24 protein-coding genes are annotated in these 26,674 nt (G+C 55.6%); 11 read left to right on the plus strand and 13 right to left on the minus strand.

All coding sequences use genetic code 11. From position 1 onward, the window contains the following. Nucleotides 1-10 precede the first annotated feature (10 nt). Nucleotides 11-769 carry a DeoR/GlpR family DNA-binding transcription regulator gene (locus ACKWMY_RS02805; protein WP_024528328.1) on the plus strand — a complete coding sequence of 253 codons (759 nt, stop codon included), beginning with the start codon at nt 11-13 and terminating at the stop codon, nt 767-769. 36 nt (nt 770-805) lie between these two features. Here ACKWMY_RS02805 and speD read toward each other — a convergent pair whose 3' ends face one another. The 3 genes from speD to ACKWMY_RS02820 all read right to left on the minus strand — a co-directional run bounded on the left by speD (nt 806) and on the right by ACKWMY_RS02820 (nt 2,990). Continuing rightward, a complete protein-coding gene (speD, locus tag ACKWMY_RS02810) occupies nt 806-1,600 on the minus strand; it encodes an adenosylmethionine decarboxylase (RefSeq protein WP_074029651.1) in 795 nt (264 codons plus the stop codon). A gap of 25 nt (nt 1,601-1,625) precedes the next feature. After that, a complete protein-coding gene (gene speE, locus ACKWMY_RS02815) occupies nt 1,626-2,489 on the minus strand; it encodes a polyamine aminopropyltransferase (RefSeq protein WP_021806257.1) in 864 nt (287 codons plus the stop codon). Between the two features lie 153 nt (nt 2,490-2,642). Further along, nucleotides 2,643-2,990: a YacC family pilotin-like protein gene (locus ACKWMY_RS02820; protein ID WP_037375824.1), complete on the minus strand. Its 348-nt coding sequence runs from the start codon at nt 2,988-2,990 to the stop codon at nt 2,643-2,645. A gap of 171 nt (nt 2,991-3,161) precedes the next feature. Here ACKWMY_RS02820 and cueO point away from each other — a divergent pair, with 171 nt between their 5' ends. Beyond that, nucleotides 3,162-4,778 (plus strand): multicopper oxidase CueO, encoded by a 1,617-nt coding sequence (gene cueO, locus ACKWMY_RS02825; protein ID WP_409485853.1) that lies wholly within the window; start codon nt 3,162-3,164, stop codon nt 4,776-4,778. 120 nt (nt 4,779-4,898) lie between these two features. Then, nucleotides 4,899-5,435 carry a hypoxanthine phosphoribosyltransferase gene (gene hpt, locus ACKWMY_RS02830; RefSeq protein ID WP_071681992.1) on the plus strand — a complete coding sequence of 179 codons (537 nt, stop codon included), beginning with the start codon at nt 4,899-4,901 and terminating at the stop codon, nt 5,433-5,435. A gap of 32 nt (nt 5,436-5,467) precedes the next feature. On the opposite strand, the gene can is transcribed toward hpt, so the two are convergent. Further along, nucleotides 5,468-6,133: a carbonate dehydratase gene (gene can, locus ACKWMY_RS02835; RefSeq protein ID WP_024528324.1), complete on the minus strand. Its 666-nt coding sequence runs from the start codon at nt 6,131-6,133 to the stop codon at nt 5,468-5,470. Nucleotides 6,134-6,333: 200 nt separating this feature from the next. On the opposite strand from can, the gene ACKWMY_RS02840 reads away from it, so the two are divergent. The 3 genes from ACKWMY_RS02840 to ACKWMY_RS02850 all read left to right on the plus strand — a co-directional run bounded on the left by ACKWMY_RS02840 (nt 6,334) and on the right by ACKWMY_RS02850 (nt 9,491). Then, a complete protein-coding gene (locus ACKWMY_RS02840; RefSeq protein WP_024528323.1) occupies nt 6,334-7,257 on the plus strand; it encodes an ABC transporter ATP-binding protein in 924 nt (307 codons plus the stop codon). After that, nucleotides 7,254-8,024 (plus strand): ABC transporter permease, encoded by a 771-nt coding sequence (locus tag ACKWMY_RS02845; RefSeq protein ID WP_024484344.1) that lies wholly within the window; start codon nt 7,254-7,256, stop codon nt 8,022-8,024. The genes ACKWMY_RS02840 and ACKWMY_RS02845 overlap by 4 nt, the downstream gene beginning before the upstream one ends. Nucleotides 8,025-8,198: 174 nt before the next feature. Continuing rightward, nucleotides 8,199-9,491 carry a polysaccharide deacetylase family protein gene (locus tag ACKWMY_RS02850; RefSeq protein WP_024528322.1) on the plus strand — a complete coding sequence of 431 codons (1,293 nt, stop codon included), beginning with the start codon at nt 8,199-8,201 and terminating at the stop codon, nt 9,489-9,491. A 33-nt stretch (nt 9,492-9,524) separates the two neighbouring features. Here ACKWMY_RS02850 and panD read toward each other — a convergent pair whose 3' ends face one another. The 3 genes from panD to panB form a co-directional block, all read right to left on the minus strand. Then, entirely contained in the window at nt 9,525-9,905 is a 381-nt protein-coding gene (gene panD, locus ACKWMY_RS02855) for an aspartate 1-decarboxylase (RefSeq protein ID WP_024484346.1), read from the minus strand. A 136-nt stretch (nt 9,906-10,041) separates the two neighbouring features. Then, complete coding sequence (gene panC / locus ACKWMY_RS02860) at nt 10,042-10,896, minus strand: pantoate--beta-alanine ligase (RefSeq protein ID WP_024528321.1); 855 nt, start codon at nt 10,894-10,896, stop codon at nt 10,042-10,044. A 58-nt stretch (nt 10,897-10,954) separates the two neighbouring features. Further along, the gene (panB, locus tag ACKWMY_RS02865; protein WP_024528320.1) at nt 10,955-11,749 is read right to left on the minus strand and encodes a 3-methyl-2-oxobutanoate hydroxymethyltransferase; all 795 of its coding nucleotides are present in this window, start codon (nt 11,747-11,749) and stop codon (nt 10,955-10,957) included. Nucleotides 11,750-11,911: 162 nt separating this feature from the next. Here panB and qseB point away from each other — a divergent pair, with 162 nt between their 5' ends. Continuing rightward, nucleotides 11,912-12,574, plus strand: a complete 663-nt coding sequence (qseB, locus tag ACKWMY_RS02870) for a quorum sensing response regulator transcription factor QseB (RefSeq protein WP_199063329.1) — start codon at nt 11,912-11,914, stop codon at nt 12,572-12,574. Further along, nucleotides 12,571-13,956, plus strand: a complete 1,386-nt coding sequence (qseC, locus tag ACKWMY_RS02875) for a quorum sensing histidine kinase QseC (RefSeq protein WP_409485854.1) — start codon at nt 12,571-12,573, stop codon at nt 13,954-13,956. The genes qseB and qseC overlap by 4 nt, the downstream gene beginning before the upstream one ends. On the opposite strand, the gene folK is transcribed toward qseC, so the two are convergent. From folK to thpR, 6 genes are all read right to left on the minus strand, one after another. Beyond that, nucleotides 13,941-14,435, minus strand: a complete 495-nt coding sequence (folK, locus tag ACKWMY_RS02880) for a 2-amino-4-hydroxy-6-hydroxymethyldihydropteridine diphosphokinase (RefSeq protein ID WP_024528318.1) — start codon at nt 14,433-14,435, stop codon at nt 13,941-13,943. The two genes, qseC and folK, sit on opposite strands and share 16 nt — an antisense overlap. Continuing rightward, complete coding sequence (gene pcnB / locus ACKWMY_RS02885) at nt 14,435-15,751, minus strand: polynucleotide adenylyltransferase PcnB (RefSeq protein ID WP_370505577.1); 1,317 nt, start codon at nt 15,749-15,751, stop codon at nt 14,435-14,437. The genes folK and pcnB overlap by 1 nt, the downstream gene beginning before the upstream one ends. Nucleotides 15,752-16,044: 293 nt before the next feature. Beyond that, a complete protein-coding gene (gene gluQRS, locus ACKWMY_RS02890; protein ID WP_409485855.1) occupies nt 16,045-16,956 on the minus strand; it encodes a tRNA glutamyl-Q(34) synthetase GluQRS in 912 nt (303 codons plus the stop codon). A gap of 73 nt (nt 16,957-17,029) precedes the next feature. Further along, a complete protein-coding gene (gene dksA / locus ACKWMY_RS02895; RefSeq protein ID WP_021179742.1) occupies nt 17,030-17,485 on the minus strand; it encodes an RNA polymerase-binding protein DksA in 456 nt (151 codons plus the stop codon). 207 nt (nt 17,486-17,692) lie between these two features. Beyond that, nucleotides 17,693-18,400 (minus strand): DNA/RNA nuclease SfsA, encoded by a 708-nt coding sequence (gene sfsA / locus ACKWMY_RS02900; RefSeq protein WP_211135034.1) that lies wholly within the window; start codon nt 18,398-18,400, stop codon nt 17,693-17,695. Beyond that, complete coding sequence (gene thpR / locus ACKWMY_RS02905) at nt 18,397-18,939, minus strand: RNA 2',3'-cyclic phosphodiesterase (RefSeq protein ID WP_074029660.1); 543 nt, start codon at nt 18,937-18,939, stop codon at nt 18,397-18,399. The genes sfsA and thpR overlap by 4 nt, the downstream gene beginning before the upstream one ends. A gap of 34 nt (nt 18,940-18,973) precedes the next feature. On the opposite strand from thpR, the gene hrpB reads away from it, so the two are divergent. The 3 genes from hrpB (at nt 18,974) to fhuA (ending at nt 26,637) form a co-directional block, all read left to right on the plus strand. Next, nucleotides 18,974-21,457, plus strand: a complete 2,484-nt coding sequence (gene hrpB / locus ACKWMY_RS02910; RefSeq protein WP_409485856.1) for an ATP-dependent helicase HrpB — start codon at nt 18,974-18,976, stop codon at nt 21,455-21,457. 220 nt (nt 21,458-21,677) lie between these two features. Further along, complete coding sequence (mrcB, locus tag ACKWMY_RS02915) at nt 21,678-24,179, plus strand: bifunctional glycosyl transferase/transpeptidase (RefSeq protein ID WP_024528312.1); 2,502 nt, start codon at nt 21,678-21,680, stop codon at nt 24,177-24,179. A 256-nt stretch (nt 24,180-24,435) separates the two neighbouring features. Continuing rightward, nucleotides 24,436-26,637, plus strand: a complete 2,202-nt coding sequence (fhuA, locus tag ACKWMY_RS02920; RefSeq protein ID WP_024528311.1) for a ferrichrome porin FhuA — start codon at nt 24,436-24,438, stop codon at nt 26,635-26,637. Nucleotides 26,638-26,674 lie beyond the last annotated feature (37 nt).

Here is a 26,674-nt window from a genome sequence, read left to right on the forward strand (position 1 = left end):
CACGGACGTCATGAAGCCACAAACTCGCCAGGACCAGATTCTGGATTATCTGAAAGCCCATAATCTGGTCACCGTTGAGCAATTGGTCAGCGCTATCGATGCTTCTCCTGCCACCATCCGGCGCGATCTGATCAAGCTGGATGAGCAGGGGATCATCAATCGCAGCCATGGCGGCGTGGCCCTCAACCGTTTTATCCCCGCACAGCCTACCACTAACGAAAAACAGCTGCGTAACCCGCAGGAGAAGCGGGCTATCGCCCAATTTGCGGCCACGATGGTTAAAGCCGGTGATGCAGTGGTGCTGGATGCGGGTACCACTATGTTGGAGTTAGCGCGGCACTTGACACATCTCCCGCTGAGGGTGATCACCGCCGATCTGCATATCGCACTGTTTCTCTCAGGATTTAAACAGATCGAGGTGACCATCATTGGTGGCCGTATTGATGACAGCAGCCAGTCCTGCGTCGGCGATCATGGGCGCAGATTGCTGCGAGGGATCTATCCGGATATTGCGTTTGTCAGCTGTAACTCGTGGAGTATTGAGAACGGTATTACCACCCCAACCGAAGAGAAGGCGGGCTTGAAGCAGGATTTGATGGCCAATGCCCGCCAGCGGGTGCTGTTGGCAGATAGCAGTAAATACGCTGCCTACTCGTTATTTTGTGTGGCACCGCTTGGCAGCCTGACGGATATCGTCACCGATAAGGCGCTGGCTGCCACTGCACAACAGCAGCTGGCGGATTTACCCGCAGGCTTGCATCTGGTGTGACTGACAGGGCAACCTCGGCTGCCCTGTATCTCAACATCACAGGTGCGGAATGTTGCGCCCGTAGTAGATCTCCTGCATCTCTTTCCACAGCAGATCGGTGATCCTTTTCCGCTCCTCTTCGCTCAGCTCGTCCGGCCTGGCGTTGAACAGATAGTGTTTCAGATCGAAATCCTTCAGCAGCATCTTGGTGTGGAAGATGTTCTCCTGATACACGTTCACATCCATCATGTGGTACAGCGCCTTCATATCCTCGGACATAAAGTTCTGGATCGAATTGATCTCATGATCGATGTAATGCTTCACACCGGCTACATCGCGTGTGAAACCGCGTACGCGATAGTCCATGGTGACGATATCGGATTCCAATTGGTGGATCAGATAGTTCAGTGCTTTGAGCGGTGAAATCACGCCGCAGGTAGAGACTTCAATATCGGCCCGGAAGGTACACAGGCCGCCTTCTGGGTGGCTTTCTGGATAGGTGTGAACACAGATATGGCTTTTATCCAGATGTGCTACCACCGTCTTTGGCAGCGGCCCTGGGTGCTCAGAGGTATCCACGTCTTTCGGATCGACCGGCTCTTCGCTCATCAGAATGGTGACGCTGGCGCCTTGTGGATCGTAGTCCTGGCGGGCGATGTTGAGAATATTGGCGCCAATGATCGAGCAGGTTTCACTGAGGATCTCGGTCAGGCGGTTGGCATTGTACTGTTCGTCAATGTAGGCGATATAGCCATCGCGATCGTCTGCGGTTTTGGCATAACAAATATCGTAAATACAAAAACTCAGGCTCTTGGTCAGGTTATTAAAGCCGTGCAGTTTGATCTTTTGCAATTAGGTTTAGCCCCTATCTTCTCGCTTAACGTGAAACGTTCAGTGCATTGAGCAAATACTGCGGCAGGGCAAAGCTGCCAGCGTGAATTGCCGGATTGTAGTAGCGGCAGTCTAAGCCACTTTGATGAAAGCGTTGTTGCAGCGTGGTGACATCCAGCTGGCGCAAAGCCGGATTCTGGCTGGCCCAGGCAAAGGTCATGATGCCGCCGTAATAGGTCGGGATCGCTGCCTGATAGAAGCTGACGTCGTTAAAATACTGGCTGAGCTTGGTGTGGCTGTTGACTGCTTCGTCCTGTTGCAGGAAGCAAACGCCGTTCTGGGCTACGAAGATGCCACCCTCGTTGAGGCAGCGTGCGCAACCTTCATAGAACGCCGAGGTAAACAGGCTTTCACCGGGGCCGATTGGATCGGTACAGTCAGAAATAATCACGTCGAATTTTTCGTCGCTCTGGCTGACGAAATTGACGCCGTCGTCGATCACCAGTTTGAAGCGGGGATCGTCATAGGCACCAGCGTTGTGATTAGGTAAGTATTGGCGGCAAAATTCCACCACGCCCGCGTCGATCTCAACCATGGTGATCTGTTCAACGCCCTGATGACGGCAAACTTCACGCAGCATAGCACCGTCGCCACCGCCGATAATCAGCACTTTCCTGGCCTGGCCATGGGCCAGCAGCGGCACGTGGGTCATCATTTCGTGATAGATAAACTCATCGCGCTCGGTGGTCTGCACTACGCCATCGAGAGCCATCACGCGGCCCAGCACCGGGTTTTCAAAGATCACCAGATCCTGATGCTCGGTCTTCTCACGGTAAAGTACCTGCTCTACTGAGAAGTACTGGCCAAAGTTGGCATGTAACGTTTCATACCAAATCTCTTTCTGGGTCATGTGCGGGTTACTCCGTAATAACAACCATGAAAAATGAGCGCAACATCATAAACCCTCCGTGTGGCAAATTACAGCATTGTCGGCAGGGCAATAGATAGGCGATAGCCAACCCAGCCGGTATTGCTGGCAGGGTTGGTAGAAGCAGGGGAGTGATTAGTTGGCGTAGGCCAGCAGACTCAGGGAGTCGCGCGCCAGAGATTTGCACTTATTGGGGGTAGGGATAGCGATGCCACTGAGATCGCGGTAGCTGTCTTCACCCAGGGATTTCATATTAAAGCTATTATAATTAGTCAAATCCCAACGGTTTTGCTGGGCGAAGTACACGATGGCGCGTTTGATTTGCGCGTTAGGCAAATCATTATAGCCACAGTCGTTTTTTAGATAGACAAACACCGCGGTCAGATCGGCCAGATCTTCCGCTTCGGATTCATTCAGCGCCAGGCTGGCATTGGAAAAGCCCAGCATAGTCAGCAACAGCATCAACAACGTTGTTTTTTTCATCATGAAATAGACCTGTTCAATATTTGCTGACGTTACCACACTTGGCTGTAAAGGCACCAAATTAATTATGCGGGCTTAACACTCCTTAATCGTAGCTCTTGACCTTCCACTAAGGGGAGGGTTTAGGCTGCGGACCTTAAGCTTTCGATCACTGAGAAAAGGGAACCAGCGATGTTACGCCGTGATTTTATCAAACTGACCGCCGCAATAGGTGCCGCAAGCGCCTTGCCATTATGGAGCCGTGCCGTCTGGGCGGCCGATCGTCCGGCCTTGCCGATCCCACCGATTTTGACGCCAGATGCACAAGGAAAGATCGCGTTGGCGCTGCAAACCGGTGAGATGAACTGGTTGCCTAACGTGGCTACCCGCACCTGGGGGATTAACGGTGCGTTGCTTGGCCCAGCGGTCCGTTTGCAACGGGGTAAGCCGGTGACGGTGGATATCAGTAATAAACTGCCTGAGGCCAGCACGGTACACTGGCACGGGTTGGAGATCCCCGGTAATGTCGACGGTGGTCCACAGGCCTTGATCCAACCCGGCACCACCCGCACGGTGAGTTTCACTGCCGATCAGCCAGCGTCTACCTGCTGGTTCCATCCCCATACGCATGGCAAAACCGGCCAGCAGGTGATGATGGGGCTGGGCGGATTGGTGCTGCTGGAAGATGAAGAAAGCAGCCAACTGCCCTTGCCGAAAACCTGGGGAACAGATGATATTCCCGTGATCCTGCAAGATAAGCGCCTGGGCAAAGACGGCCAAATCGAATATCAGTTGGACATCATGAGCGCGGCCGTGGGTTGGTTTGGTGACCGTATGTTCACCAACGGTGCTGCCTATCCGCAACACATCGCGCCACGCGGTTGGCTGCGTCTGCGTTTCCTGAACGGCTGTAACGCCCGCTCGCTTAACCTGTCCACCAGCGACAATCGGCCATTATACGTGATTGCCAGTGACGGTGGTTTCCTGGGCGAACCGGTTAAGCTGACCGAACTGCCGATGCTGATGGGCGAGCGCTTTGAAGTGTTGGTCGATGCCTCCGATGGCAAGCCGTTCGATATCGTTACCCTGCCAGTGAAGCAAATGGGTATGACGTTGGCCCCGTTCGATCAGCCGCTGCCGGTATTGCATATTCAACCATCACTGGCGCTGGGCGTGAAATCCATGCCGGACAGCCTGGTGAAATTGCCTGCATTGCCATCGCTGGCCGGGGTGCAGGAACGCTGGTTGCAACTGATGATGGATCCTAAGCTGGATATGCTGGGGATGCAGGCTCTGATGGATCGCTATGGGCATCAGGCGATGGCCGGGATGAGCATGGATCATGGCAATGCCGCGGGTAACATGGCTGGTATGGACCATAGTAAGATGCAAGGCATGGATCAGAGCAACATGGCGGGAATGGACCACAGCAAGATGGATCATGGCAGCAAACCGTTTGATTTCAGCCATGCCAATACCATCAACGGCAAAGCCTATGATATGGCCAAGCCGGCGTTTGAGGCCAGGCGCGGTAAATACGAGAAATGGACCATTTCCGGTGAGGGCGACGTGATGATGCACCCGTTCCATATCCATGGCACCCAGTTCCGTATTCTGTCGGAAAACGGCAAGCCACCGGCGGCCCACCGGGCAGGCTGGAAAGATACGGTGCTGGTAGAAGGTTGGCGCAGCGAAGTGCTGGTGCGTTTCAATCATCTGGCCAGTGCCGATCAGGCCTATATGGCCCACTGCCACCTGCTGGAACATGAAGATACCGGCATGATGTTAGGCTTCACTGTAGCCGATTAAATTATCCCAGGCTGCGGCTAACCACGCCGCAGCGTGTAAAGTGGTGACGCACTCGCGTCGCCACCGCCCGCCAGCTATGCTAAACTCTGCGCCCTTCTTCCGGCAACTGACCTGAAAACTATGAAACACACTGTAGAAGTAATGATTTCCGAGCAGGAAGTTAAGACCCGTATTGCTGAACTTGGCCGCCAGATCACCGAAGATTACCGCGATAGCGGCAGCGATATGGTGCTGGTCGGGCTGCTGCGCGGTTCTTTCATGTTTATGGCCGATCTGTGCCGCACCATTGAAGTGCCGCATGAGGTCGATTTTATGACCGCCTCCAGCTACGGCAGCGGCATGTCTACCACCCGCGACGTAAAAATCCTCAAAGATCTGGATGAAGACATCCGTGGTAAAGACGTATTGATCGTCGAAGACATCATCGATTCCGGCAACACCCTGAACAAGGTGCGCGAGATCCTGGCATTGCGCGGGCCGAAGTCCCTGGCGATTTGTACGCTGCTGGACAAGCCTGAGCGCCGTGAGGTTGAAGTGCCGGTGGAATACGTTGGCTTCCCGATCCCGGACGAGTTCGTGGTGGGTTATGGCATCGATTACGCCCAGCGTTATCGCCATCTGCCTTACATCGGCAAAGTGGTGATGCTGGACGAATAATCTGGCCGGGGTTCAGCAGGGCGCTGAACCTACTATAAGGCGCTAGAACCTTTTTCCTGCTTGAGCGTGGCTATCGCTTTGCGGTAGCCCATCTCCAGGCTTTCACGGCTGGTAGCAGTGACTTCCAGATCGTGTAGACGACCATCCTGGATACCGTATACCCAACCGTGGATCATCACTTTCTGGCCGCGTTTCCAGGCAGACTGCATGATGGTTGAGTGGCCCAGGTTATACACCTGCTCGATTACGTTGATCTCGCACAGCACATCCAGACGTTGTTCCGGTTCCAGCTCGCCGAGCAGGGAACTGTGCTTGTACCACAGATCGCGAATGTGCAGCAGCCAGTTGTTGATCAACCCCAGTTCCGGGTTCTCTACCGCCGCCTCTACTCCACCGCAGCCCAGGTGACCACAGATAATGATATGTTCCACCTCCAGCACGTCGACGGCATATTGCACCACTGACAGGCAGTTCAAATCGGTATGGATCACCAGATTGGCCACGTTACGGTGAACGAACAGCTCACCCGGCTCCAGGCCGGTCAGGCGTTCGGCGGGCACGCGGCTGTCTGAGCAGCCGATCCACAAGAATCGCGGTTTTTGCGCTTGAGCCAAACGTTCAAAGAAGCCGGGATCTTCCTTGTTGATGTTAGCGGACCAGGCTTGGTTGTTGGCGATAAGCCTTTCGATTTCTTGCATGGCGGTTATTGGCCTGTTATGAACGAATTGCGTTGATGTAATATATGGCAAGCGTCACAATTTGGAAATCGGAACAGTTAAGCAATTTTCTGCCCTATAGATATGCGCACGGATTCAACTCGGTAATCGGGCCGCTGATGATAAACTCCCTCTTAGACAAGTTCGGCAGCCAACTCCATCACAAGGTACTCTCATAACTTATGAATTATGCACTGGAAATAGCGCAGCTGACCAAAACCTACGCCGGTGGCGTCAAGGCATTGCGCGGCATCGATCTGAACGTGGAGGCGGGGGACTTTTATGCCCTGCTGGGGCCAAACGGCGCCGGGAAATCCACCACCATCGGCATTATCAGTTCGCTGGTCAACAAGACGGCGGGCACGGTGCGGGTATTTGGTTACGATATCGATAAGGATATCGTTAACGCCAAGCGCCAGCTCGGGCTGGTGCCGCAAGAGTTTAACTTTAACCCGTTTGAAACCGTGCTGCAGATTGTGGTCAACCAGGCGGGTTACTATGGCGTAGAACGCCGCGAGGCGATGGCACGGGCAGAGAAGTATCTCAATCAGCTCGATCTCTGGGGGAAACGTAACGAGCGGGCGCGTATGCTGTCTGGCGGGATGAAACGTCGCCTGATGATTGCCCGTGCGCTGATGCATCAGCCCAAACTGCTGATCCTCGACGAACCGACTGCCGGGGTAGATATCGAGCTGCGTCGTTCGATGTGGGGCTTCCTCAAAGAGCTGAACGCCCAGGGCACTACCATTATCCTGACCACGCACTATCTGGAGGAAGCCGAAATGCTGTGCCGCAATATCGGCATCATCCAGAACGGTGAGCTGGTAGAAAACACCTCGATGAAGGGGCTGTTGGCCAAACTGAAGTCCGAAACCTTCATCCTGGATCTGGCGGCGAAAAGCCCATTGCCCCATCTTGAGGGTTACCACAGCCGTCTGACGGACACCTCCACGCTGGAAGTAGAAGTGATGCGTGAGCAAGGTCTGAACGGTCTGTTCACCCAACTGAGCGCGCAGGGGATCCAGGTCCTGAGTATGCGTAACAAGGCCAACCGGCTGGAAGAGCTGTTCGTCAACCTGGTGAACGGCAGTGGAGAGCAAGCATGATGCATTTGTATTGGGTGGCCTTGAAAAGCATCTGGGCTAAAGAGATCAACCGCTTTGCCCGCATCTGGATCCAGACGCTGGTACCGCCAGTGATCACCATGACCCTGTATTTCATCATATTTGGCAACCTGATTGGGTCGCGTATTGGTGAGATGCACGGTTTTGATTATATGCAGTTTATCGTGCCGGGCCTGATCATGATGGCGGTGATTACCAACTCCTACGCCAACGTGGCAGCGTCGTTTTTCAGCGCCAAGTTCCAGCGTAATATTGAAGAGTTGCTGGTGGCACCGGTGCCAACGCATGTTGTCATTGCCGGTTATGTTGGCGGTGGCGTGGCGCGGGGTATCTGTGTGGGGATCCTGGTGACGGTGATCTCGCTGTTCTTCGTTCCCCTGGTGGTCCATTCCTGGTGGGTGATCGCGGTAACGCTGCTGCTGACAGCGATCCTGTTCTCGCTAGGCGGTTTACTTAATGCGGTCTTTGCCAACACGTTCGACGATATCAGCCTGATCCCGACCTTTGTGCTGACGCCGCTGACCTATCTGGGCGGGGTATTTTACTCGCTGACGCTGTTACCGCCGTTCTGGCAGGCGGTCTCCAAACTGAACCCGATCGTCTATATGATCAGCGGTTTCCGCTTCGGTTTCCTGGGCATTTCCGACGTGCCGTTAGCGCTGACCATGCTGGTGCTGGTGGCATTCATTGCGGTGTTCTACGGGTTGGCCTGGTATCTCATTGAGCGTGGCCGCGGTTTGCGTTCCTGATGTGATTTCCCTCCCCTGTTGTCGGGGGAGGGAGTTTATTGATTTGGCACACACATCAGCTAAATCTATAAATTTAAGGCAATAAGCCCTTTCTCCCGGCGATTTAAATCGTGCTATGCTGGAAATCCACATTTTCTTCATTTTTTCATGACGCACTCGTAAGCAGAACAAATCATGCAGCCTCAACATAAGATAACAGCAGGACTACTCGGCATTGTTATGTCGTTGTTGGCACCTGTAGCGTTGGCGGATTTGCTGTCAGAAGACAGCGCTGTTCAAGCCCAATACATGGAAGTGCAGCGTAACAGCGAGGTTTATTCGTTGATCGGTGAGCATGTGATCCCGGTCGGTGAAGTGAAAAAAGGACAACTGATCCAGATGTTCCCGGCGGACGCGGAATATTACGAGCTTAAGTTCGGCTACGGCACCGGCTTTATCGATAAAGACGACGTTCGCGCCATCAGCAAGACCCGTAAGGTGAAGGACGATCTGGGGGAGTTGAACAAGCCGTTGACCAATCAGAACCTGATCACCCAGCGTGCAATTAACGTCTACACGGCGGCGGATAACAAAAGTGAAATCTTTGGCGTACTGGAAGAGAACCTGCGCTATCCGATTATCGGCAAGCTGAAAGATCGGCTCAATAACACCTGGTACGAAGTCAATATCGGCGATCGTCTGGGATTTATCAGCGAATTGGACTGTGAGGTCGACAACGGCATTCCGGTGCTGACTTATCACCATCTGCTGAAAAACGAAGAGAACAAACGTTTCCGTAATACGTCGACGACCACCTCGGACGTGGCCTTCAGCAACCAGATGACCTATTTGAAGCAGACGGGTTATGACACCATCTCGATGTACCAGCTGGAAGCCTACCTGAATAATCAAATCAACCTGCCGGGCAAAGTGGTGGTGCTGACCTTTGATGACGGGTTGAAATCGGTATATCGCTACGCGTATCCGGTACTGAAGGATTACGGTTTCCGCGCGACGGCGTTTATCATCTCTTCACGCATCAAACGTCATCCGCAAAAATGGAACCCGGATTCGTTGCAGTTTATGAGCATTTCGGAGCTGAAAACGATCCAGGATGTGTTTGATATTCAGTCGCATACCCATTTCCTGCATCGCACCGATGGCAACCGCCAGCCGATCCTGCTCAGCCGTTCGCTGCATAACATCGAATTCGATTTTGAGCACTCAAGACGGGCGTTGGAGCAGTTTAATCCGCATGTGCTGTACCTTTCCTATCCGTTTGGTGGTTATAACCAAAAGGCGATCCAGGCGGCAAAAGATGCCGGGCTTCATATGGCGGTGACCACGGTGCAGGGCAAAGTTAAGCCGGGCGATAATCCCTATACCTTGAAACGGCTGTATATCCTGCGCACCGACTCCATCCCCACCATGGCGGAGCGGATAGCCAACAAGTCTGGTGCGTTGCCGGGTGTGACGGTAACGGAATAGAGAGAAGACGGGCGCTGAAAGCGCCCGATTTTTTTAGGCAACCTGAACGGGGACGGCTTTCGCCTTGCGTTGCAGGTGGTTGTCACCTTCAAAGTAGGCGACTTTGGGGTGGTGCTGGCGGGCATCGGCATCGCTCATCTGCACGTAAGAACAGATGATCAGTTTGTCACCTACGCAGGCACAGCGGGCGGCCGCACCGTTGACCGAGATAATGCGCGAACCGCGTTCGGCGGCGATGGCATAGGTGGAGAAACGTTGGCCGTTATCCACGTTGTAAATATCGATCGCTTCATATTCCAGGATCCCGGCGGCTTCCAGAAAATCCTGGTCAATGGCGCAGGAGCCTTCGTAGTGCAGGTCAGCCTGAGTCACTTTCACCCGATGCAGCTTGCCTTGCAACATAGTACGTATCATAGCGTTACCTAACTGAATATCGGCCTTTTCAGGCGGCTGAAGAAGAGCTGCTTCCTTGCAATATTTATCGTCACCGAAAACCCGATCAGTCTACCGCCAACCGGGTAAAAACGGCAACGACTGTATAACAAATGGCTTACTGCGTCAGATCGACTTGCTGATTATCGATCAGGCGGGCTTTACCCAACCAGGCGGCCATCAGCACCACGGCCCGGCGGCTTTCTACGCCCAGCGGTTGCAGCGTGTCGGCATCGCGAATAAACAGCTCGTCTGGGGTGAAACCTGCCTCGCGCAGCTTCTCGGCGGTCTGTGCCAGCAGCTCTTCGACGTGGCGTTCACCGTTGCCTAGCTGCTCCGCCAGGGCGTTCATGATTTTGCTCAACTGCGGTGCGACCTTGCGTTCTTCTGCGGTGAGATAACCGTTGCGAGAGCTTAGCGCCAGCCCGTCTTTGGCCCGCACCGTCGGCACGCCAACGATATCAATGTCATAGCCCATATCCGCCACCATCTTGCGGATCAACGCCAACTGCTGATAATCCTTCTCGCCAAAGCAGGCCAGGTCCGGCTGGATCAGATTGAACAGTTTGCTGACGATGGTGGAGACTCCACGGAAGTGGCCCGGGCGGCTGGCGCCTTCCAACATGGTGGAGATCACCGGTACATCAACGCTGGTGTGTTCTTCCAGCCCTTTGGGGTAAATTTCGGCCGGGGCAGGGGCGAAGATCAACTCGACATTACGCCGATTGAGCTTTTCACAGTCTTCCTGCAAGGTGCGCGGATAGCGCTCCAGATCGTCTGCGCGTTCGAACTGCAGCGGGTTAACGAAAATGCTCACTACCACCACGTCGGCACGGGCGCGGGCTTCTTCCACCAGCGTCATATGGCCTTCATGCAGATTGCCCATGGTGGGCACCAGCGCAACGCGTTTGCCCTCTTGCCGCCAGCGGCGGATCTGTTGGCGCAGCAGTGGCAGGGTTTCGATAATTACCATTCCATAACTCCTCGGTGTTGAGGGATAAGCTAGTTAGCTATCAATCGTGGCCGGTCACTCAGTTGAACGAGTGCTCTTCGTCGGGATAAATACCTTGCTCGACTTCCCGAATATACAGCTGCACGGCGCCGCGAATATCGCCGCCCTGCGCCAGAAAGTTTTTGGCAAATTTAGGGGTATGGCCGCCGGTGATCCCCAAGGCGTCATGCATCACCAGGATCTGACCATCGGTAGCATTGCCGGCACCAATACCGATCACCGGGATCGACAAGGCTTCGGTAACCTGGCGGGCCAGTTCGGTTGGTACGCACTCCAGCACCAGCAACTGCATACCGGCCAGCTCCAGATTCTGGGCGTCGATCAGCAGTTGCTTGGCCGCCAACTCATCGCGCCCCTGCACCTTGTAGCCGCCAAACACGTTGACGGATTGTGGCGTGAGGCCAAGATGGCCACAGACGGGGACGGCGCGCTCCGTGAGCATTTTCACCGTTTCGCAGAGCCAACTGCCGCCTTCTATTTTGACCATGTTGGCCCCAGCGCGCATCACCTCGGCCGCGCTTTGGCAGGCTTGCTCTGGCGTGGCGTAACTCATGAAAGGCAGGTCGGCCAACAGCAGGCTGGCTGGTGCCCCACGGCGTACCGCGCGGGTATGGTAAGCCACGTCGGCCACGGTTACCGGCAGCGTTGAGTCATGCCCTTGCAGCGTCATTCCCAGCGAGTCGCCGACCAGCAATACTTTAATACCTTGTTCTTCAAACAGCTGGGCAAAGCTGGCATCGTAGGCGGTAATAGTCGCAAACTTGCGCTGCTCCTGCTTCCACTGGCGTAAATGGCTCAGGGTGGTAGGTTTCATCACAACGTCTCCTGCAGTAACCGCGCGGCCTGGATTTGTAGCACGGTGGTAAAAAGTGCTGTCATTCTACTGTAACCCTTCAGGGGTGGGTAGCTCCGATGCTGATGGTTAAGATGTTCTTAAGAAGCTTATGATGTAATGGTCTGTCTAGAGGGAGAGTCCATGAGAATTCTGTTGATTGAAGACGACAAACTGATCGGTGATGGCATCAAGGCGGGCTTGACCAAGCTGGGGTTTAACCTCGACTGGTTCACCGATGGCATCATCGGAAAGAACGCTCTGGATAGCGCTCCTTATGATGCGGTGATCCTCGATCTCAGCTTGCCGGGGTTGGACGGGTTGGATTTGCTGCGCCAGTGGCGTCAGGCCGGACAGGATGTGCCGGTGCTGATCCTGACAGCGCGTGACGCACTGGAACAGCGTGTCAGCGGCTTGCAAAGCGGAGCCGACGATTACCTGTGCAAGCCTTTTGCCCTGACGGAGGTTGCCGCGCGTTTACAGGCGTTGATCCGTCGCCGCCATGGGCAACTGACGCCCCAACTGGTCCATGGCAACCTGGTGTTTGATGCCGCATCGCGCAGCGTGAGCTGCAACGGTGAACCCGTAACGCTGACCCCACGCGAACTGGCGGTGCTGGAATTGTTTCTGCACAACAAGGGGCGCGTGCTGGCACGGCCGCTGATCCAGGAAAAACTGTATAACTGGGATGATGACGTGAGCAGTAACGCGGTTGAGGTCCATATCCATCATCTGCGGCGCAAGCTGGGTAACGGCTTTATCCGCACCGTACATGGCGTGGGCTACACGCTGGGGGATGAGCCGTGAAGTCATTGAGTTTGCGGTTGCGGCTGATCCTGATCTTCAGCCTGCTGGCATTGCTGACCTGGTGCTCTGCCAGCGTGGTGGCGTGGATGATGACGCGCCACAATATCAACGAAGTGTTCGACACCCAACAGATGCTGTTTGCCAAACGGCTGGCGACCGCCGATCTGGGGGATTTACTGGCTAATCAGCAAGTGCGCAGTCTGCCGAAAACCAAGAAGATGCTGAACCACGGTAAACGCGGAGAGCAGGACGATGATGCGTTGGCGTTCGCCATCTTTTCCCACGATGGACGCATGCTGCTCAATGACGGTGAGAACGGTGAGGATTTTCAGTTTGACGGCGAGCGGCAAGGGTTTGTCGATGGTCAACGCAAAGGAGATAGCGACAGCTGGCGGTTGCTATGGCTCACCAGCCCGGATGGCCGTTACCGTATTGTGGTCGGCCAGGAATGGGATTATCGGCATGATATGGCGTTGGGGTTGGTGATGGGGCAGTTGCTGCCCTGGCTGGTGACGTTGCCGATCCTGATGTTGTTGATTGCCCTGATGGTAGGCCGCGAGCTAAGACCGCTGCGTGAGGTGGCCGCCAGCCTGCGTAAACGAGCCCCAGACGACGCTACGCCGCTGAATGTACATCAGGTACCTAGCGAGGTGCGTCCGCTGGTCGAGGCGCTCAATACGTTGTTTACGCGCATTAATAGCCTGTTGGTGCGTGAGCGTCGGTTTACTTCGGATGCTGCCCATGAGTTGCGCAGCCCATTGGCCGCATTGCGGGTACAGACCGAGGTGGTGCAACTGGCGGGAGACGATGTGCCCATGCGTGAACATGCGGTGAACAACCTGACGGTGGGTATCGATCGAGCCACGCGCCTGGTGGATCAACTGCTCACCTTGTCCCGGCTGGACTCGCTCGCCGATTTGCACGATCTGGCCTTGGTCGACTGGTGCCAATGGGTGCCGATGACCCTGGCGGAGCTGGATCGACAGGCGCATACCTCCGGGATCACACTGCGTTACCAGCAGCAGGGCGAACCTCCTGCATTATCGGGCCAGCCGCTGCTGTTATCGCTGTTGGTACGCAATCTGGTGGACAATGCGGTACGTTACACTCCGGCCGGTGGCACGGTTACGGTCACGCTTAGCCAGCGGCAACTGACGGTGGAGGACGATGGTCCTGGCGTCACGGCTGAGCATCTGGAAAGACTGGGGGAGCGCTTTTATCGCCCACCGGGGCAAGAACAGACGGGAAGCGGGCTGGGCTTGTCTATTGTGCAGCGGATTGCCAGCCTGCATGGGCTACGTGTTAGCTTTGCCAATCGGCAGGAGGGTGGGTTTATCGCAACGATAACCTTGTCTGGGGGCGGTATTCAAGCCTTGGGCTGATGCCACAGCGTCATGCCGTTTTTTGGCACACGTTGCAGGCACTCTGCCAGCGTTTCACCATCTGGGAAGACCAGATCCGGAGCGATATCCGCCAGCGGGTAGAGCATAAATTCACGTTGTTTCAGGCCATAATGGGGCACCGTGAGACGATCGGTGTCGATCACCAGATCGCCGTACAGCATCATATCCAGATCCAGCGTGCGAGGGCCCCAGCGTTCATCTTTGCGCACTCGGCCCTGATTACGTTCTATCGCCTGGGTGTGATCGAGTAGCTGTTCCGGTGGCAACTGGGTATCCAGTGCCACCACCGCGTTGAGATAATCCGGCTGGTTCTGTGGCCCCAGCGGCTTGGTGCGGTACAGCGGTGAACAAGCGATCAGACGGGTGCGTGGAATATGCTCCAACGCCTCCAGCGCGGTATTCACCTGTTGCAAAGGTTGCGCCAGATTGCTACCCAGCGCGATATAAACGCGGATCATTATGCTCCTTCGTTATTTGGAGTCCTGCGGCGTGGGCGGCGTTGACGAGCCCTACGCGGTGCCGGATCTTCGCCTAGCGTGCTCAACATGTTTTTCTGGCGGGCCGCGGTGGCCACCTGGAACTCATCCCACCATTCGGCAAGACGCAGCATCTCCGGGTTGTTTTCCACTTCGGCACGCAGTGCCAGCAAATCATACGCCGCACGGAATTTAGGGTGTTCCATCAGCTTGTGCGCACGCTTGCCCTGACGACGGGACAGGCGTAACTGCAGTTGCCAGATGTCACGTACCAGTGTAGTGATTCGTTTGGGGATTGCCAGTGAACGGCACTCTTCGTCCAGCACGTCGTTCATGGCCAGCGCAAAGGCGTCGTAATAGGCCAGGCCGCTTTCCTGCGCCAGTTTCTGTGCGTGCTCCAGCAGTGGGTACCACAGCATGGCGGCAAACAGGAACGCCGGGTTGACGCGCTTGTCGTTTTGCAGGCGGTGATCGGTATTTTTCAATACCTGCTCCAGAATGCGCTCCATCGGCGTGTCGTGATTCGGCGTGAAGTTACGCGCGATCAATGGGAACAGCGGCTGGAACAGCTGATATTCACACAGCTTCAGGTAGGTCTGGTAACCGTAACCCGTTTGCAGCAGCTTCAGCGCTTCTTCAAACAGGCGTGCAGGTGGGATTTCGTGCAGCAGCGAGGCCAGGCGTGGAATAGGCTCGGCGGTTTCTTCGCTGATGGTCATGTCCAACTTGGCGGCAAAGCGCACTGCGCGCAGCATACGCACCGGATCTTCACGGTAGCGGGTTTCCGGATCGCCGATCAGGCGGATCACGCCCTGTTGCAGATCGCGCATGCCACCGACGTAATCACGCAGGGCAAAGTCGGCTACGCCGTAATACAGGCTGTTGATGGTGAAATCGCGGCGCTGGGCATCGTCTTCGATGGTACCGAAGATGTTATCGCGCAGCAGCATGCCGTTCTGGGCCTGCTGGGAGGAGTTCTTGTCAGATTCCTGACTCTGTTCGTGGTGGCCACGGAAGGTGGCGACTTCGATGATTTCCGGCCCGAACATCACGTGCGCCAGCCTGAAACGGCGGCCGACCAGGCGGCAGTTGCGGAACAGTTTACGCACCTGCTCTGGGGTGGCGTTGGTAGTAATGTCGAAATCTTTCGGCTTTCTGCCGAGCAACAGATCGCGTACACCGCCGCCGACCAGATAGGCTTCGTAACCGGATTTATTCAGGCGATACAGCACTTTCAGCGCGTTTTCGCTGATATCTTTGCGCGAGATCGCATGTTGATCGCGGGGGATAACGGTCATTGAGCGCGTTCCCTCTGCGGCTACAAATGGCGGGCGTTTACGCGGCGCTGGACGGCGGGCAGGTGTCTCTCTGCCGCTCTCGGTTGAGCGCGGTGGCGTTGTTGCTAACGGTTCTGCAGGCGCGCTTTCTTCGCGGACTTGGTTTTTATCGCTGGCCGGCGCATCTTCGCGGGTCAACTTGTCATCGCGGATTAGTACCTTACGGCAGAAATTGGCTACTCGGGTAAAAATGGTACACCTCGATAGTGACGGATAAAAATGGCGCTAACAAAAAAATAGCGGCTAATCATAGCTTACCCCAGCTGTTTTGAGAATGCCGTTGTGTTTTCACACTGCGGGATCGCTTGCTGACGTGGCACATTTGCCAACTGCCAATGCTCAACCGCCCAGCTCAATAATAACGGCAGATCAAGATCTTGCCAGTTTTCCGGCAGCGGTTGGTGCAGAAACTTCAGGGCAGCAACCAGTACTGGCCGTGGATCGCCAGTGGGCAGCGCAGGGGCGTGATTTTGCTTTGACAGTTTAATGCCGTTGTTCCCCAGCGCCAGCGGCAAATGCACATAGGCGGGAACCGGTGCCTGTAGTTGCTGATACAGCGCAATCTGGCGCACTGTGGGTTCGATCAGGTCGGCACCGCGGACGATTTCGGTCACGCCTTGAAAATGATCGTCGATCACCACCGCCAGATTGTAGGCAAACAGGCCATCGCGGCGGCGGATGATGAAATCTTCCTGTGCCAGCGCTTGATCGGCCCGAAGCTCGCCCTGCAACCGATCGTGGAAGGCATATACCGGGTTTGATTGACGTAAGCGGATCGCGGCACCCTGCGGGCCAAGCCGTAACTGGCGGCAATGGCCATCATACAAACCGCCGATCTGCTGGATGCGGCTGCGGGTACAGGTGCAGTAATAGCTGAGATCCTGGCGTTGTAGCCAATCAAGGGTCGCACGGTAAGCTTCAGAGCGTTGGGATTGATAGATGACCTGGCCGTCCCAGTGGAGACCATAGTGTTCGAGTGCGGATAAGATACGCCCGGCAGCTCCGGCGACTTCGCGCGGAGGGTCGATATCTTCAATACGTACCAGCCATTGCCCGCGTTGAGCACGAGCCTGGAGGTAGCTTCCCAGAGCGGCAATCAGCGAACCGAAATGCAGATCCCCGGAAGGCGATGGGGCAAAGCGCCCCACATAGTGACTTGCTAGCATATCTGAAGGGATTACTTCCCTTAACTCTGTGCGGCGCGCGTTATTGGCACGCGCCGCAGGAGGTAACAACTGCTTAGCCGGCCATCTGCTTTTCGCGGATTTCGGCCAACGTCTTGCAGTCGATGCACAAATCGGCAGTCGGACGCGCTTCAAGGCGACGAATGCCAATCTCCACGCCGCAAGACTCGCAGAAGCCGAAATCATCGTCTTCTACTTTCTTCAGCGTTTTCTCGATCTTTTTGATCAGTTTGCGCTCGCGGTCACGGTTACGCAGTTCGAGGCTGAACTCTTCTTCCTGAGTGGCACGGTCTGCCGGATCGGGGAAGTTGGCTGCCTCTTCTTGCATATGCGACACGGTACGATCGACTTCGTCCCTGAGTTGGTTGCGCCATGCTTCAAGGATGCGCCTGAAATGCGTCAACTGGGCGTCGTTCATGTACTCTTCGCCCGGTTTCTCTTGATACGGCTCCACCCCAGCGATGGCGAGAATGCTCAAGGACGAGGTTTTACGGGTTTGCCCTTCTTGCATATTGCTTCTCCTACATACACACGCACTATACCCTTTAATGCTAGTAGGGTATGTCGAATCCCCAATACGGGGGAAAAACAGGCCGCTATAAATAACAGAAGGGAAGAGGGATGGCAATTATTCCTGTCGCCTGCTTGACAATGGTGTGAAGGAAGGCGTATTTGGCGACGCAATATCCGGTTGTCGATTTATTTGTGCCCGGCACCGCTAGCCAATAAAAAACGGTAACTTAGCGCTTAGCGAGATACCGTCAGGTGATAATTTTGCCCCGTAACAAACAACTTCTACTCCCAACTGCTGAACCTGCGCTAGTAGCACCGCATAATGCTCATCTATATGATTTGCTGGGGTGACCCGATCGATGCCGCTGTGTAACACGGCAAAGAACAGCACCGCCCGCTGCCCTTGTTCAACCACGTTTTGCAACTCACGCAGATGCTTCTGCCCTCTCAGCGTTACGGCATCAGGGAAGTAGCCCTGTTGATGTTGCAATAGTGTGACTGACTTAACTTCAATATAGCAGTCAACCCGGTTTTCTGCCTGTAATAACAAATCGATACGGCTGTTTTCGCCGCCATATTTCACTTCGCCGGTGATTTTACTGTAACCGGATAATTCACTGATTATATTCTGCTCAATGGCTTCACGAACCAGAGTGTTGGCCCGCAGGGTGTTGACGCAGATCCAGTCGCCTGCCTGGGTATGCGTCAGCTCCCAACTGTGGGCATATTTGCGTTTGGCGTTATCCGAAGTGGAGTACCACACAGTGTCCCCTGGCGAAGCACAGCCGGTCATGGCGCCGGTGTTGGCGCAGTGCAGGGTAAAGGTTTCGCCTTCAGGGGTGATCACATCGGCCAGAAAACGTTTGTAGCGCTTGATGAGCGTGGCCGGTTTTAGCGGTGGGTCAAAGATCATGATTTATCCTGTGGGCCGAGTGGCCACTGCTCTAATTCGTGATAGCGGGTGCGGCCCTGTTCAAACGACGATTGGTAGAGAGAGAAATGGCTGGCGTTGAACGGCCAACCCGGCGTGCCAGGAGGAATAGCGACCGGTTGGGTTGCAGCCCGCAATAACGTGATATGGGGATGAAACGGCAACGGGCTTTGATAACAACCGCTGCGGGCCGCTTGCGAACGCAACAACTCCGCCAACTGCAACAGCGCGCGTGGGGGGCGTTTGCTGCCCAGCCACACCACTCCGGGGCGCGGCCAGTGGCCAAGATCGTCCAGATTGAGGCTAAAACCCGTCTGTGCGATACGCCCTGCCTGCGTTTTTAGTGCCTGTTCTTTCTGTGCGCTGACCTCGCCGAGAAAGGCCAGCGTCAGATGCAGATTGGCGGCGGCTACCGGGCGGCCATCTTCGGGTTTAAATGCCTCGGCACGCCAGCGGATCACCTGCTGCTGCAAGGCATCGGGTAGCGACAAGGCAAAGAACAGGCGGCGCGAACTGGACATGGAACCCCGGAATATCAATGAAACACGGGGCGTAATGCTACAATGTGCGCCGTCCATTAACTACCCCAGGGAGAGTTTTGTGTCCTCATTGCCCATCAGCGCGGTTCTTGATGAGCTGCTTGCCGCACTGCAATCTGCCCCGCAGGTGTTGTTGCATGCCCCCACCGGTGCCGGGAAATCCACCTGGCTGCCGTTGCAGATCCTGGCAAAAGCTGGGCTGCCGGGACGTATCATCATGCTGGAACCACGGCGGCTGGCGGCAAAAAACGTCGCGTATCGCTTGGCGCAACAGCTGGGTGAAGAACCGGGCCAGACCGTGGGCTATCGCATGCGTGCCGAGAGCAAAAGCGGGCCGCAGACGCGGCTGGAGGTGGTGACCGAAGGCATTCTCACCCGCATGTTGCAGCAGGACGCTGAACTGCAGGGCGTCTCGTTGATTATTCTTGATGAATTCCACGAGCGAAGTTTACAGGCCGATCTGGCTTTAGCCTTGCTGCTGGATGTGCAACAGGGCCTGCGTGACGATCTGAAACTGCTGATCATGTCGGCGACGCTGGATAATGCGCGCTTGTCACAACTGCTGCCGCAAGCGCCGGTGGTGGTGTCAGAAGGACGAAGCTACCCGGTTGAACGGCAGTACCAGCCATTACCTAGTCACCAGCGGTTGGAGGATGGCGTTGCCTCGGCGGTAAAGCGCCTATTGGCTGAGCAATCAGGTTCGCTGTTGTTATTTCTGCCTGGCGTGGCGGAGATTAACCGCGTGCAGGAACGGCTCATTGGCGAGGTGCCAGCGGATACCGATCTCTGTCCGCTGTATGGCGCATTGCCGCTGACACAGCAGCAAAAGGCGATCCAACCGGCGCAGCACGGGCGGCGTAAAGTGGTGTTGGCGACCAATATTGCCGAAACCAGCTTGACCATTGAAGGCATCCGCCTGGTCGTCGACAGCGGGCTGGAGCGAGTAGCGCGTTATGACGTCCGTAATGGCCTGACGCGATTGGTCACCCAGCGCATCAGCCAGGCTTCGATGATCCAGCGCGCCGGGCGTGCCGGGCGCTTGGAACCCGGAATTTGCTGGCATCTGTTTGCCAAAGAGCAGGCGGAGCGCGCTGCGGAACATGCGGAACCGGAGATCCTGCAAAGCGATCTGGCCAGCTTCTGGCTAGAGCTGCTGCAATGGGGCTGTGTGGATGTGGATCAACTTACCTGGCTCGATCGGCCACCGTTGGCGGCATTAGCTGCTGCTCGCCGTTTATTACATACCCTGGCAGCTATCGATGACGGCGAGAAGCTCACAGCCATTGGTCGCCAAATGGCCGGGTTGGGGTGCGAACCCAGACTGGCGGCCATGCTGTGTGCCGGTGCCAAGATGGGAGCCGATGGAGTAGCCACGGCGGCGATGTTGGCTGCCCTGCTGGAGGAACCGCCACGCAGCGGGCAGATGGATATCGGCTATTGGCTGAGCCGCCCACAGCCGCATTGGCAGCGCCGGGCAAACCAATTAAGTAAGCGCTTACCGCAAAAAAGCGGACAGATTGACGTTGGTCTGGCCGCCCCTTTGCTGGCGCAGGCATTTGCCGATCGTATCGCCCAACGGCGTGGACAGGATGGCCGCTATCTGTTGGCCAATGGCCTGGGCGCGGCGATGGATCAGGATGAAGCGCTCTCCAGGGCTCCCTGGTTGATTATTCCCAGCCTGCTGCAAGGCCATAACAGCCCGGATGCCCGCATCCTGCTGGCGTTACCGATCGAAATTGATGCGCTGGTGGCTCGGTTGCCTGAGATTGTCAGCAGCCAGACCGCCGTCGAGTGGGATGAAGAAAAGGGCACCCTGCGGGCCTGGAAGCGCCAACAGATAGGCCGCTTAACGCTGCGGGCTCAGCCGCTGGCCAAACCGGCGGAAGAGGAACTGCAACAGGCACTGATAAACTGGGTCCGCGCCCAGGGATTGGCCGTGCTTGATTGGGATACCGCTGCCGAACAGTTGCGCCTGCGTTTACACTGTGCCCAGCGTTGGTTGCCAGAGGCCGAGTGGCCGCCAGTGGATGACGAGACGTTGCTCGACTCCCTGGAAAGCTGGTTGCTGCCGTCATTGAGCGGCGTACGCGATCTGCGCGGATTAAAGCAGGTCAATATCGCTGAAGCCTTGGCCCGCCGGTTGAACTGGCAGCAAAAGCAACGGCTGGATAATGCCCTGCCAACTCATTATGCTGTGCCGACCGGCAGTCGTTTACCAATCCGCTACGATGCCGATAAACCGCCGGTATTGGCGGTGCGTTTACAGGAGATGTTTGGTGAACAGCATAGCCCAACGTTGGCTGAGGGTCGCATCCCGGTGGTGCTTGAGTTACTCTCTCCGGCGCACCGGCCATTGCAGATCACCGGCGATCTGGCCGCTTTCTGGCAAGGGGCGTACCGCGAGGTGCAAAAGGAAATGAAGGGGCGCTATCCCAAGCACGTATGGCCAGACGACCCGGCCAATACCGCCCCCACCCGGCGCACCAAGAAATACCAGTAACGAATTCAGATGTTTCTTCTGTTCAGCCAGATGGCTTAGGGACAGATTAAGCGACAAAATAACGGACCCGTCGTCTTTCAAGCTGCAGCGTTGTTACCTGCGCTATCACAGCCCAGTCACTTACCCAAAAGTAAGCTCCTGGGGATGAGATAGCTTGTCGCCTGGCTACAGCTTGAAATCCATAGGGTATAGAGTGCTGCAAGCGTGGAGAAGAACCGCAATGGCTGGGGATGACCGCGAGCCCATCGGGCGCAAAGGCAAACAACCAAAACGTAATGTGCCGCGTAAACCGGCGCGTCGTCAGCGTGACGACGATTATGAAGAAGACGAGTATCAGGATGAGTATGACGATGATGAGTACGATGACGACGAAGAGGAACAACGCATGCCGCCCAAGGTAAAAGCGAAGTCGCCGCGTAAAAAGCGCCGTTGGCTCGGCCTGCTGATAAAACTGTTCCTGGTGATTGCGGTGCTGCTGGCGATCTACGGAGTTTATCTGGATTCCCAGATCCGTAGCCGCATCGATGGCAAAGTCTGGCAGCTACCGGCGGCGGTGTATGGCCGCATGGTCAACCTTGAGCCGGGTATGCCTTACAGCAAGAAAGAAATGGTTGCCCTGCTGGAAGGGATGCAATATCGCCAGGTCAGCCGCATGACCCGGCCTGGAGAGTTTACCGTGCAGGCCAACAGCATCGAGATGCTGCGCCGCCCGTTTGATTTCCCGGATGGCAAAGAAGGCCAGATCCACGCTCGCCTCGATTTCCAAAACAATGGCTTGGCGAAAATCGTCAACATGGAAAATCAGCGTAACTTTGGCTTCTTCCGCCTCGATCCGCGCCTGATCACCATGCTGCAATCGCCGAATGGCGAGCAACGCCTGTTTGTGCCGCGCTCTGGTTTCCCTGATCTGCTGGTCGACACGCTAATCGCTACCGAAGACCGCCATTTCTACGAGCATGATGGTATCAGCTTTTACTCCATTGGCCGTGCCGTGGTGGCCAACCTGACAGCCGGGCGTGCGGTGCAGGGTGGCAGTACCTTGACTCAGCAACTGGTAAAAAACCTGTTCCTGACCAACGAGCGTTCGCTGTGGCGTAAGGTCAACGAAGCCTACATGGCTTTGCTGGTGGATTACCGTTATAGCAAAGACCGTATTCTGGAGCTTTATCTGAACGAGGTGTATCTCGGCCAGAGCGGTAGCGATCAGATCCGTGGCTTCCCGTTGGCCAGCCTGTACTACTTTGGTCGCCCAGTCGATGAACTGAGTCTGGATCAGCAGGCGCTGCTGGTGGGCATGGTGAAAGGGGCCTCGCTGTATAACCCTTGGCGTAACCCAACGCTGGCGCTGGAGCGTCGTAACCTGGTGCTCAAGCTGTTACAGAACCAGGGGGTGATCGACGCTGAGCTGTACAACATGCTGAGTGCTCGTCCGCTGGGCGTACAGCCGAAAGGTGGGGTGATTTCACCGCAGCCTGCGTTTATGCAGTTGGTGCGTCAGGAGTTGCAGGCAAAGCTGGGTGATAAGGTTAACGATCTTTCCGGGGTGAAGATCTTCACTACGCTGGATCCGGTTTCACAGGATGCGGCCGAGAAGGCGGTGGAAGACGGTATCCCGGCGCTGCGTGCTGCGCGTCACCTGAACGATCTGGAAGCGGCGATGGTGATTGTCGATCGCTTTACCGGAGAGGTTCGTGCCATGGTGGGCGGTGCCGATCCTCAGTTTGCCGGCTTTAACCGTGCGCTGCAGGCGCGCCGTCTGGTAGGGTCACTGGCCAAGCCTCCAACCTATCTGACCGCGCTGTCGGAACCGGATAAGTATCGGCTCAATACCTGGCTGGCCGATCAGCCGCTGTCGATCAAACTGTCTAATGGCAGTTCGTGGCAGCCGAATAACTACGATCGTCAGTTCCGTGGCCGAGTGATGCTGGTGGATGCGTTGGCCAACTCGCTCAACGTGCCAACGGTCAACCTGGGGATGTCGGTGGGGCTGGATCAGATCAGCGCTACCCTGCAAAAACTGGGTATTCCTAAATCGGCGATTACTCCAATGCCTTCCATGTTGCTGGGGGCCATTGGCCTGACGCCGATGGAAGTGGCACAGGAATACCAGACCATCGCCAGCGGGGGTAACCGTGCGCCACTGTCTGCCGTGCGTTCGGTGATTGCGGAAGACGGTACAGTGTTGTATCAGAGCTTCCCGCAGGCGGAACGTATGGTGCCAGCACAGGCGGCTTACCTGACGCTGTACGCTATGCAGCAGGGTGTGGCACGCGGGACGTCCCGTTCGCTGTCGGTCAAGTTCCCTAATTACAACCTGGCCGCTAAAACCGGTACCACTAACGATCTGCGTGACAGCTGGTTTGCCGGTATCGACGGTAAGGAAGTGGCGATTGCCTGGGTAGGGCGTGACAATAACGGCCCGGCCAAGCTGACCGGTGCCAACGGCGCCTTGACGCTGTATCGACGCTATCTGGAAAACCAGACGCCGCTGGTGCTGAAGCTGCAACAACCGGAAGGCATTAGCCAGATGGGTATTGATTCTGCCGGTAACTTTATCTGTAGTGGCAGCAGTTGGCGCACCATCCCGGTTTGGACTGAAAACCCGCAGGGGCTATGCCAGGCAAGCCAGGCCGAGCAGCAACAAACTCAGCAGCAGCAAGCTGGCGAACAGAAAGATGCCGACGGCGTTGCTGGCTGGATAAAAGATATGTTTGGCAAATAAACCACAGCCGTTATGTTAAGCATATTTATCATTTGATTTTACCGCGTTATCAAGCCCGTAGCGTTCTGTTACGGGCTTTCCTTTTTTTGTTGTCGGTTTTATTTCCACTCTGTTAATGCGGTTACCGCGCCAATCCCATAGCCTTTTTACGGCCGAAATACGCTTGCAGTTCCGTTAGCCTTCTGCATAAAATGCCGCGCTTATAATAATTATTATCGTTCACATTCGTTATCAAACTACATCAGAGAAACCAGACATGCCGACCAAGCGTCATCCCTCATCACCAGCCAGATCTGGCTTGTTCCCCGTAAGCGTTTTGGCTGCCACGATCGCGGCTACGCTAACCTTGCCTGCGGTTGCTGCTCAGACGACGGCTGCCGCAGATGCCGATACTATTACGGTGGTAGGGGGCGGCAACGGTGGTGCTTCACAGGAAAGCGCCTGGGGCCCAGTTGGCACCATCGTGGCGAAACGCAGCGCGACCGGCACCAAAACGGATACGCCGCTAGTGAAGACCCCTCAATCGGTATCGGTGGTCACGCGTGAACAAATGGACGTTATGCAGCCTTCCTCGGTGAAAGAAGCGTTAGGCTTCACCCCCGGTGTGATGGTGGGCAGCCGCGGCAGCTCCAACGTCTATGATGCGGTTTATATTCGTGGTTTTGGCTCGGTCAACCAGAATATCTATCTGGACGGATTGAAGCTGCAAGGCGACTATTTTAACGAAGCCGTAATCGATCCTTATTTCCTCGAGCGGGCCGAAGTGCTGCGCGGGCCTTCTTCCGTGCTTTACGGTAAAAGCAGCCCGGGTGGGATTATCTCGCTGATCAGCAAGCGCCCAACCACGGAACCGCTGAAAGAAATCCAATTTAAAATGGGTACAGATAACCTGTTCCAGACTGGCTTTGATTTCAGTAATGCATTGGATGATGACGGCAAGTATTCCTTCCGCCTGACCGGGTTGGCCAAAGACGCTGACGCTCAGCAGGAGATGGCCAAGGAAAAACGCTATACCATTGCGCCTTCATTCAGTTGGCAGCCCGATGAGCATACCAACCTGACGCTGTATTCTTACCTGCAAAACGATCCTAACCTCGGCTACTACGGCTGGTTACCGATGCAGGGAACGGTGGTTAACGCGCCTTATGGCAAGCTGCCAACCAGCTTCAACGAAGGTGAAAAGAGTAACTTCTATTCGCGCCAGACGCGCATGTTTGGTTACAGCTTCTCCCATGATTTCGATGATACCTGGACCGTACGCCAGAACCTGCGTTATATGCAGTTGCATACCAACCAGAACAATATCTATGGCACCGGGGTCAATGCAGACAATACGACCCTCAACCGTAACTATATCGCTTCGGATGAGCGTCTGAATAACTTCAGCGTCGATACCCAGGGCCAGGCCAAGTTTGCTACTGGCCGCGTGGATCATACGTTGCTGGCTGGCGTAGATTTTATGCGCATGAGTAACGATATTCAGGGCGGCTGGGGTGTGGCGAGTCCACTGGATCTAGCCAACCCGCAGTTTGGAAATTATACCAAGGGAGCGTTAAACCCAACCAGTAAGGTCAATGGCCAACGGCAGGTGGGTATTTACCTGCAGGAACAGGCCGAGTGGAACCAGTGGATCCTGACAGCCGGTACGCGTTATGACTGGGCAAAAAGCACCGTTGAGGATCGCACTGAAGCGGCTACGATCCCCTACAGTGAGCAGAAAGACCACCAGTCTACCAATCGCATCGGCCTGAACTATCTGTTCGACAACGGCATCTCGCCATATGTCAGCTACGCACAATCCTTCGAGCCGAACGTGGGCGCAGGTTTTGACGGCAAGGCCTTTGTGCCTTCCAAAGGCGAACAGTATGAAGCTGGTGTGAAGTACATGCCAAAAGATCGCCCTGTCTCAGCCACCATTGCCCTCTATCAACTGACCAAGTCAAATAACCTGGTCACGGATGTTGAGCATGCCGATAAAGGTTGGTTCCAGCAGCAAACCGGGGAGATCCGCTCTCGCGGCGTAGAGTTGGAAGGCAAAGCGGCACTGACGGCTAACGTCAACCTGCTGGCGTCTTATACCTATACCGATGCTGAATACACTGCAGACACCACCAACAAAGGCAATACGCCGGCGATCATTCCTAAGCATATGGCCTCGCTGTGGGGAGATTATACCTTCCACGAAACGGCATTGAGTGGTCTGACGCTGGGCGCGGGTGTGCGTTATACCGGCTCGACCTATGGTGACGAAGCCAACACCTTCAAAGTGCCGGATTACACCGTGTGGAATACCGTGGTCAAGTATGATTTGGCGCGCTTCAACCTGCCAGGTTCTTCCGTAGCGCTTAACGTTAACAATCTGTTTGATAAAGAGTATGTCTCTAGCTGTTTCGCCACCTATGGCTGTTTCTGGGGGGCAGAACGTCAAGTGGTCGCCACGGCAACCTTCAGTTTCTAATCGGCTAATGGGGGCGGCCTTTGGTCGCTCCCTGCCA

The organism is Serratia sp. J2, assembly GCF_046269175.1.
In the GTDB taxonomy this organism is placed as follows: Bacteria; Pseudomonadota; Gammaproteobacteria; order Enterobacterales; family Enterobacteriaceae; genus Chania; species Chania fonticola_C.

What these genes read in the sequence shown, in the direction of transcription:
- panC (WP_024528321.1), bottom strand. Translation starts at nt 10,896, where the DNA reads ATGGTAATTATCGAAACCCTGCCACTGCTGCGCCAACAGATCCGCCGC.
- sfsA (WP_211135034.1), bottom strand. Translation starts at nt 18,400, where the DNA reads ATGATCTTTGACCCACCGCTAAAACCGGCCACGCTCATCAAGCGCTAC.
- fhuA (WP_024528311.1), top strand. Translation starts at nt 24,436, where the DNA reads ATGCCGACCAAGCGTCATCCCTCATCACCAGCCAGATCTGGCTTGTTC.
- panD (WP_024484346.1), bottom strand. Translation starts at nt 9,905, where the DNA reads ATGATACGTACTATGTTGCAAGGCAAGCTGCATCGGGTGAAAGTGACT.
- ACKWMY_RS02805 (WP_024528328.1), top strand. Translation starts at nt 11, where the DNA reads ATGAAGCCACAAACTCGCCAGGACCAGATTCTGGATTATCTGAAAGCC.
- ACKWMY_RS02845 (WP_024484344.1), top strand. Translation starts at nt 7,254, where the DNA reads ATGATGCATTTGTATTGGGTGGCCTTGAAAAGCATCTGGGCTAAAGAG.
- hpt (WP_071681992.1), top strand. Translation starts at nt 4,899, where the DNA reads ATGAAACACACTGTAGAAGTAATGATTTCCGAGCAGGAAGTTAAGACC.
- hrpB (WP_409485856.1), top strand. Translation starts at nt 18,974, where the DNA reads ATGCTACAATGTGCGCCGTCCATTAACTACCCCAGGGAGAGTTTTGTG.
- dksA (WP_021179742.1), bottom strand. Translation starts at nt 17,485, where the DNA reads ATGCAAGAAGGGCAAACCCGTAAAACCTCGTCCTTGAGCATTCTCGCC.
- gluQRS (WP_409485855.1), bottom strand. Translation starts at nt 16,956, where the DNA reads ATGCTAGCAAGTCACTATGTGGGGCGCTTTGCCCCATCGCCTTCCGGG.
- folK (WP_024528318.1), bottom strand. Translation starts at nt 14,435, where the DNA reads ATGATCCGCGTTTATATCGCGCTGGGTAGCAATCTGGCGCAACCTTTG.
- ACKWMY_RS02820 (WP_037375824.1), bottom strand. Translation starts at nt 2,990, where the DNA reads ATGAAAAAAACAACGTTGTTGATGCTGTTGCTGACTATGCTGGGCTTT.
- ACKWMY_RS02840 (WP_024528323.1), top strand. Translation starts at nt 6,334, where the DNA reads ATGAATTATGCACTGGAAATAGCGCAGCTGACCAAAACCTACGCCGGT.
- ACKWMY_RS02850 (WP_024528322.1), top strand. Translation starts at nt 8,199, where the DNA reads ATGCAGCCTCAACATAAGATAACAGCAGGACTACTCGGCATTGTTATG.
- mrcB (WP_024528312.1), top strand. Translation starts at nt 21,678, where the DNA reads ATGGCTGGGGATGACCGCGAGCCCATCGGGCGCAAAGGCAAACAACCA.
- pcnB (WP_370505577.1), bottom strand. Translation starts at nt 15,751, where the DNA reads ATGACCGTTATCCCCCGCGATCAACATGCGATCTCGCGCAAAGATATC.
- speE (WP_021806257.1), bottom strand. Translation starts at nt 2,489, where the DNA reads ATGACCCAGAAAGAGATTTGGTATGAAACGTTACATGCCAACTTTGGC.
- can (WP_024528324.1), bottom strand. Translation starts at nt 6,133, where the DNA reads ATGCAAGAAATCGAAAGGCTTATCGCCAACAACCAAGCCTGGTCCGCT.
- thpR (WP_074029660.1), bottom strand. Translation starts at nt 18,939, where the DNA reads ATGTCCAGTTCGCGCCGCCTGTTCTTTGCCTTGTCGCTACCCGATGCC.
- qseB (WP_199063329.1), top strand. Translation starts at nt 11,912, where the DNA reads ATGAGAATTCTGTTGATTGAAGACGACAAACTGATCGGTGATGGCATC.
- panB (WP_024528320.1), bottom strand. Translation starts at nt 11,749, where the DNA reads ATGAAACCTACCACCCTGAGCCATTTACGCCAGTGGAAGCAGGAGCAG.
- cueO (WP_409485853.1), top strand. Translation starts at nt 3,162, where the DNA reads ATGTTACGCCGTGATTTTATCAAACTGACCGCCGCAATAGGTGCCGCA.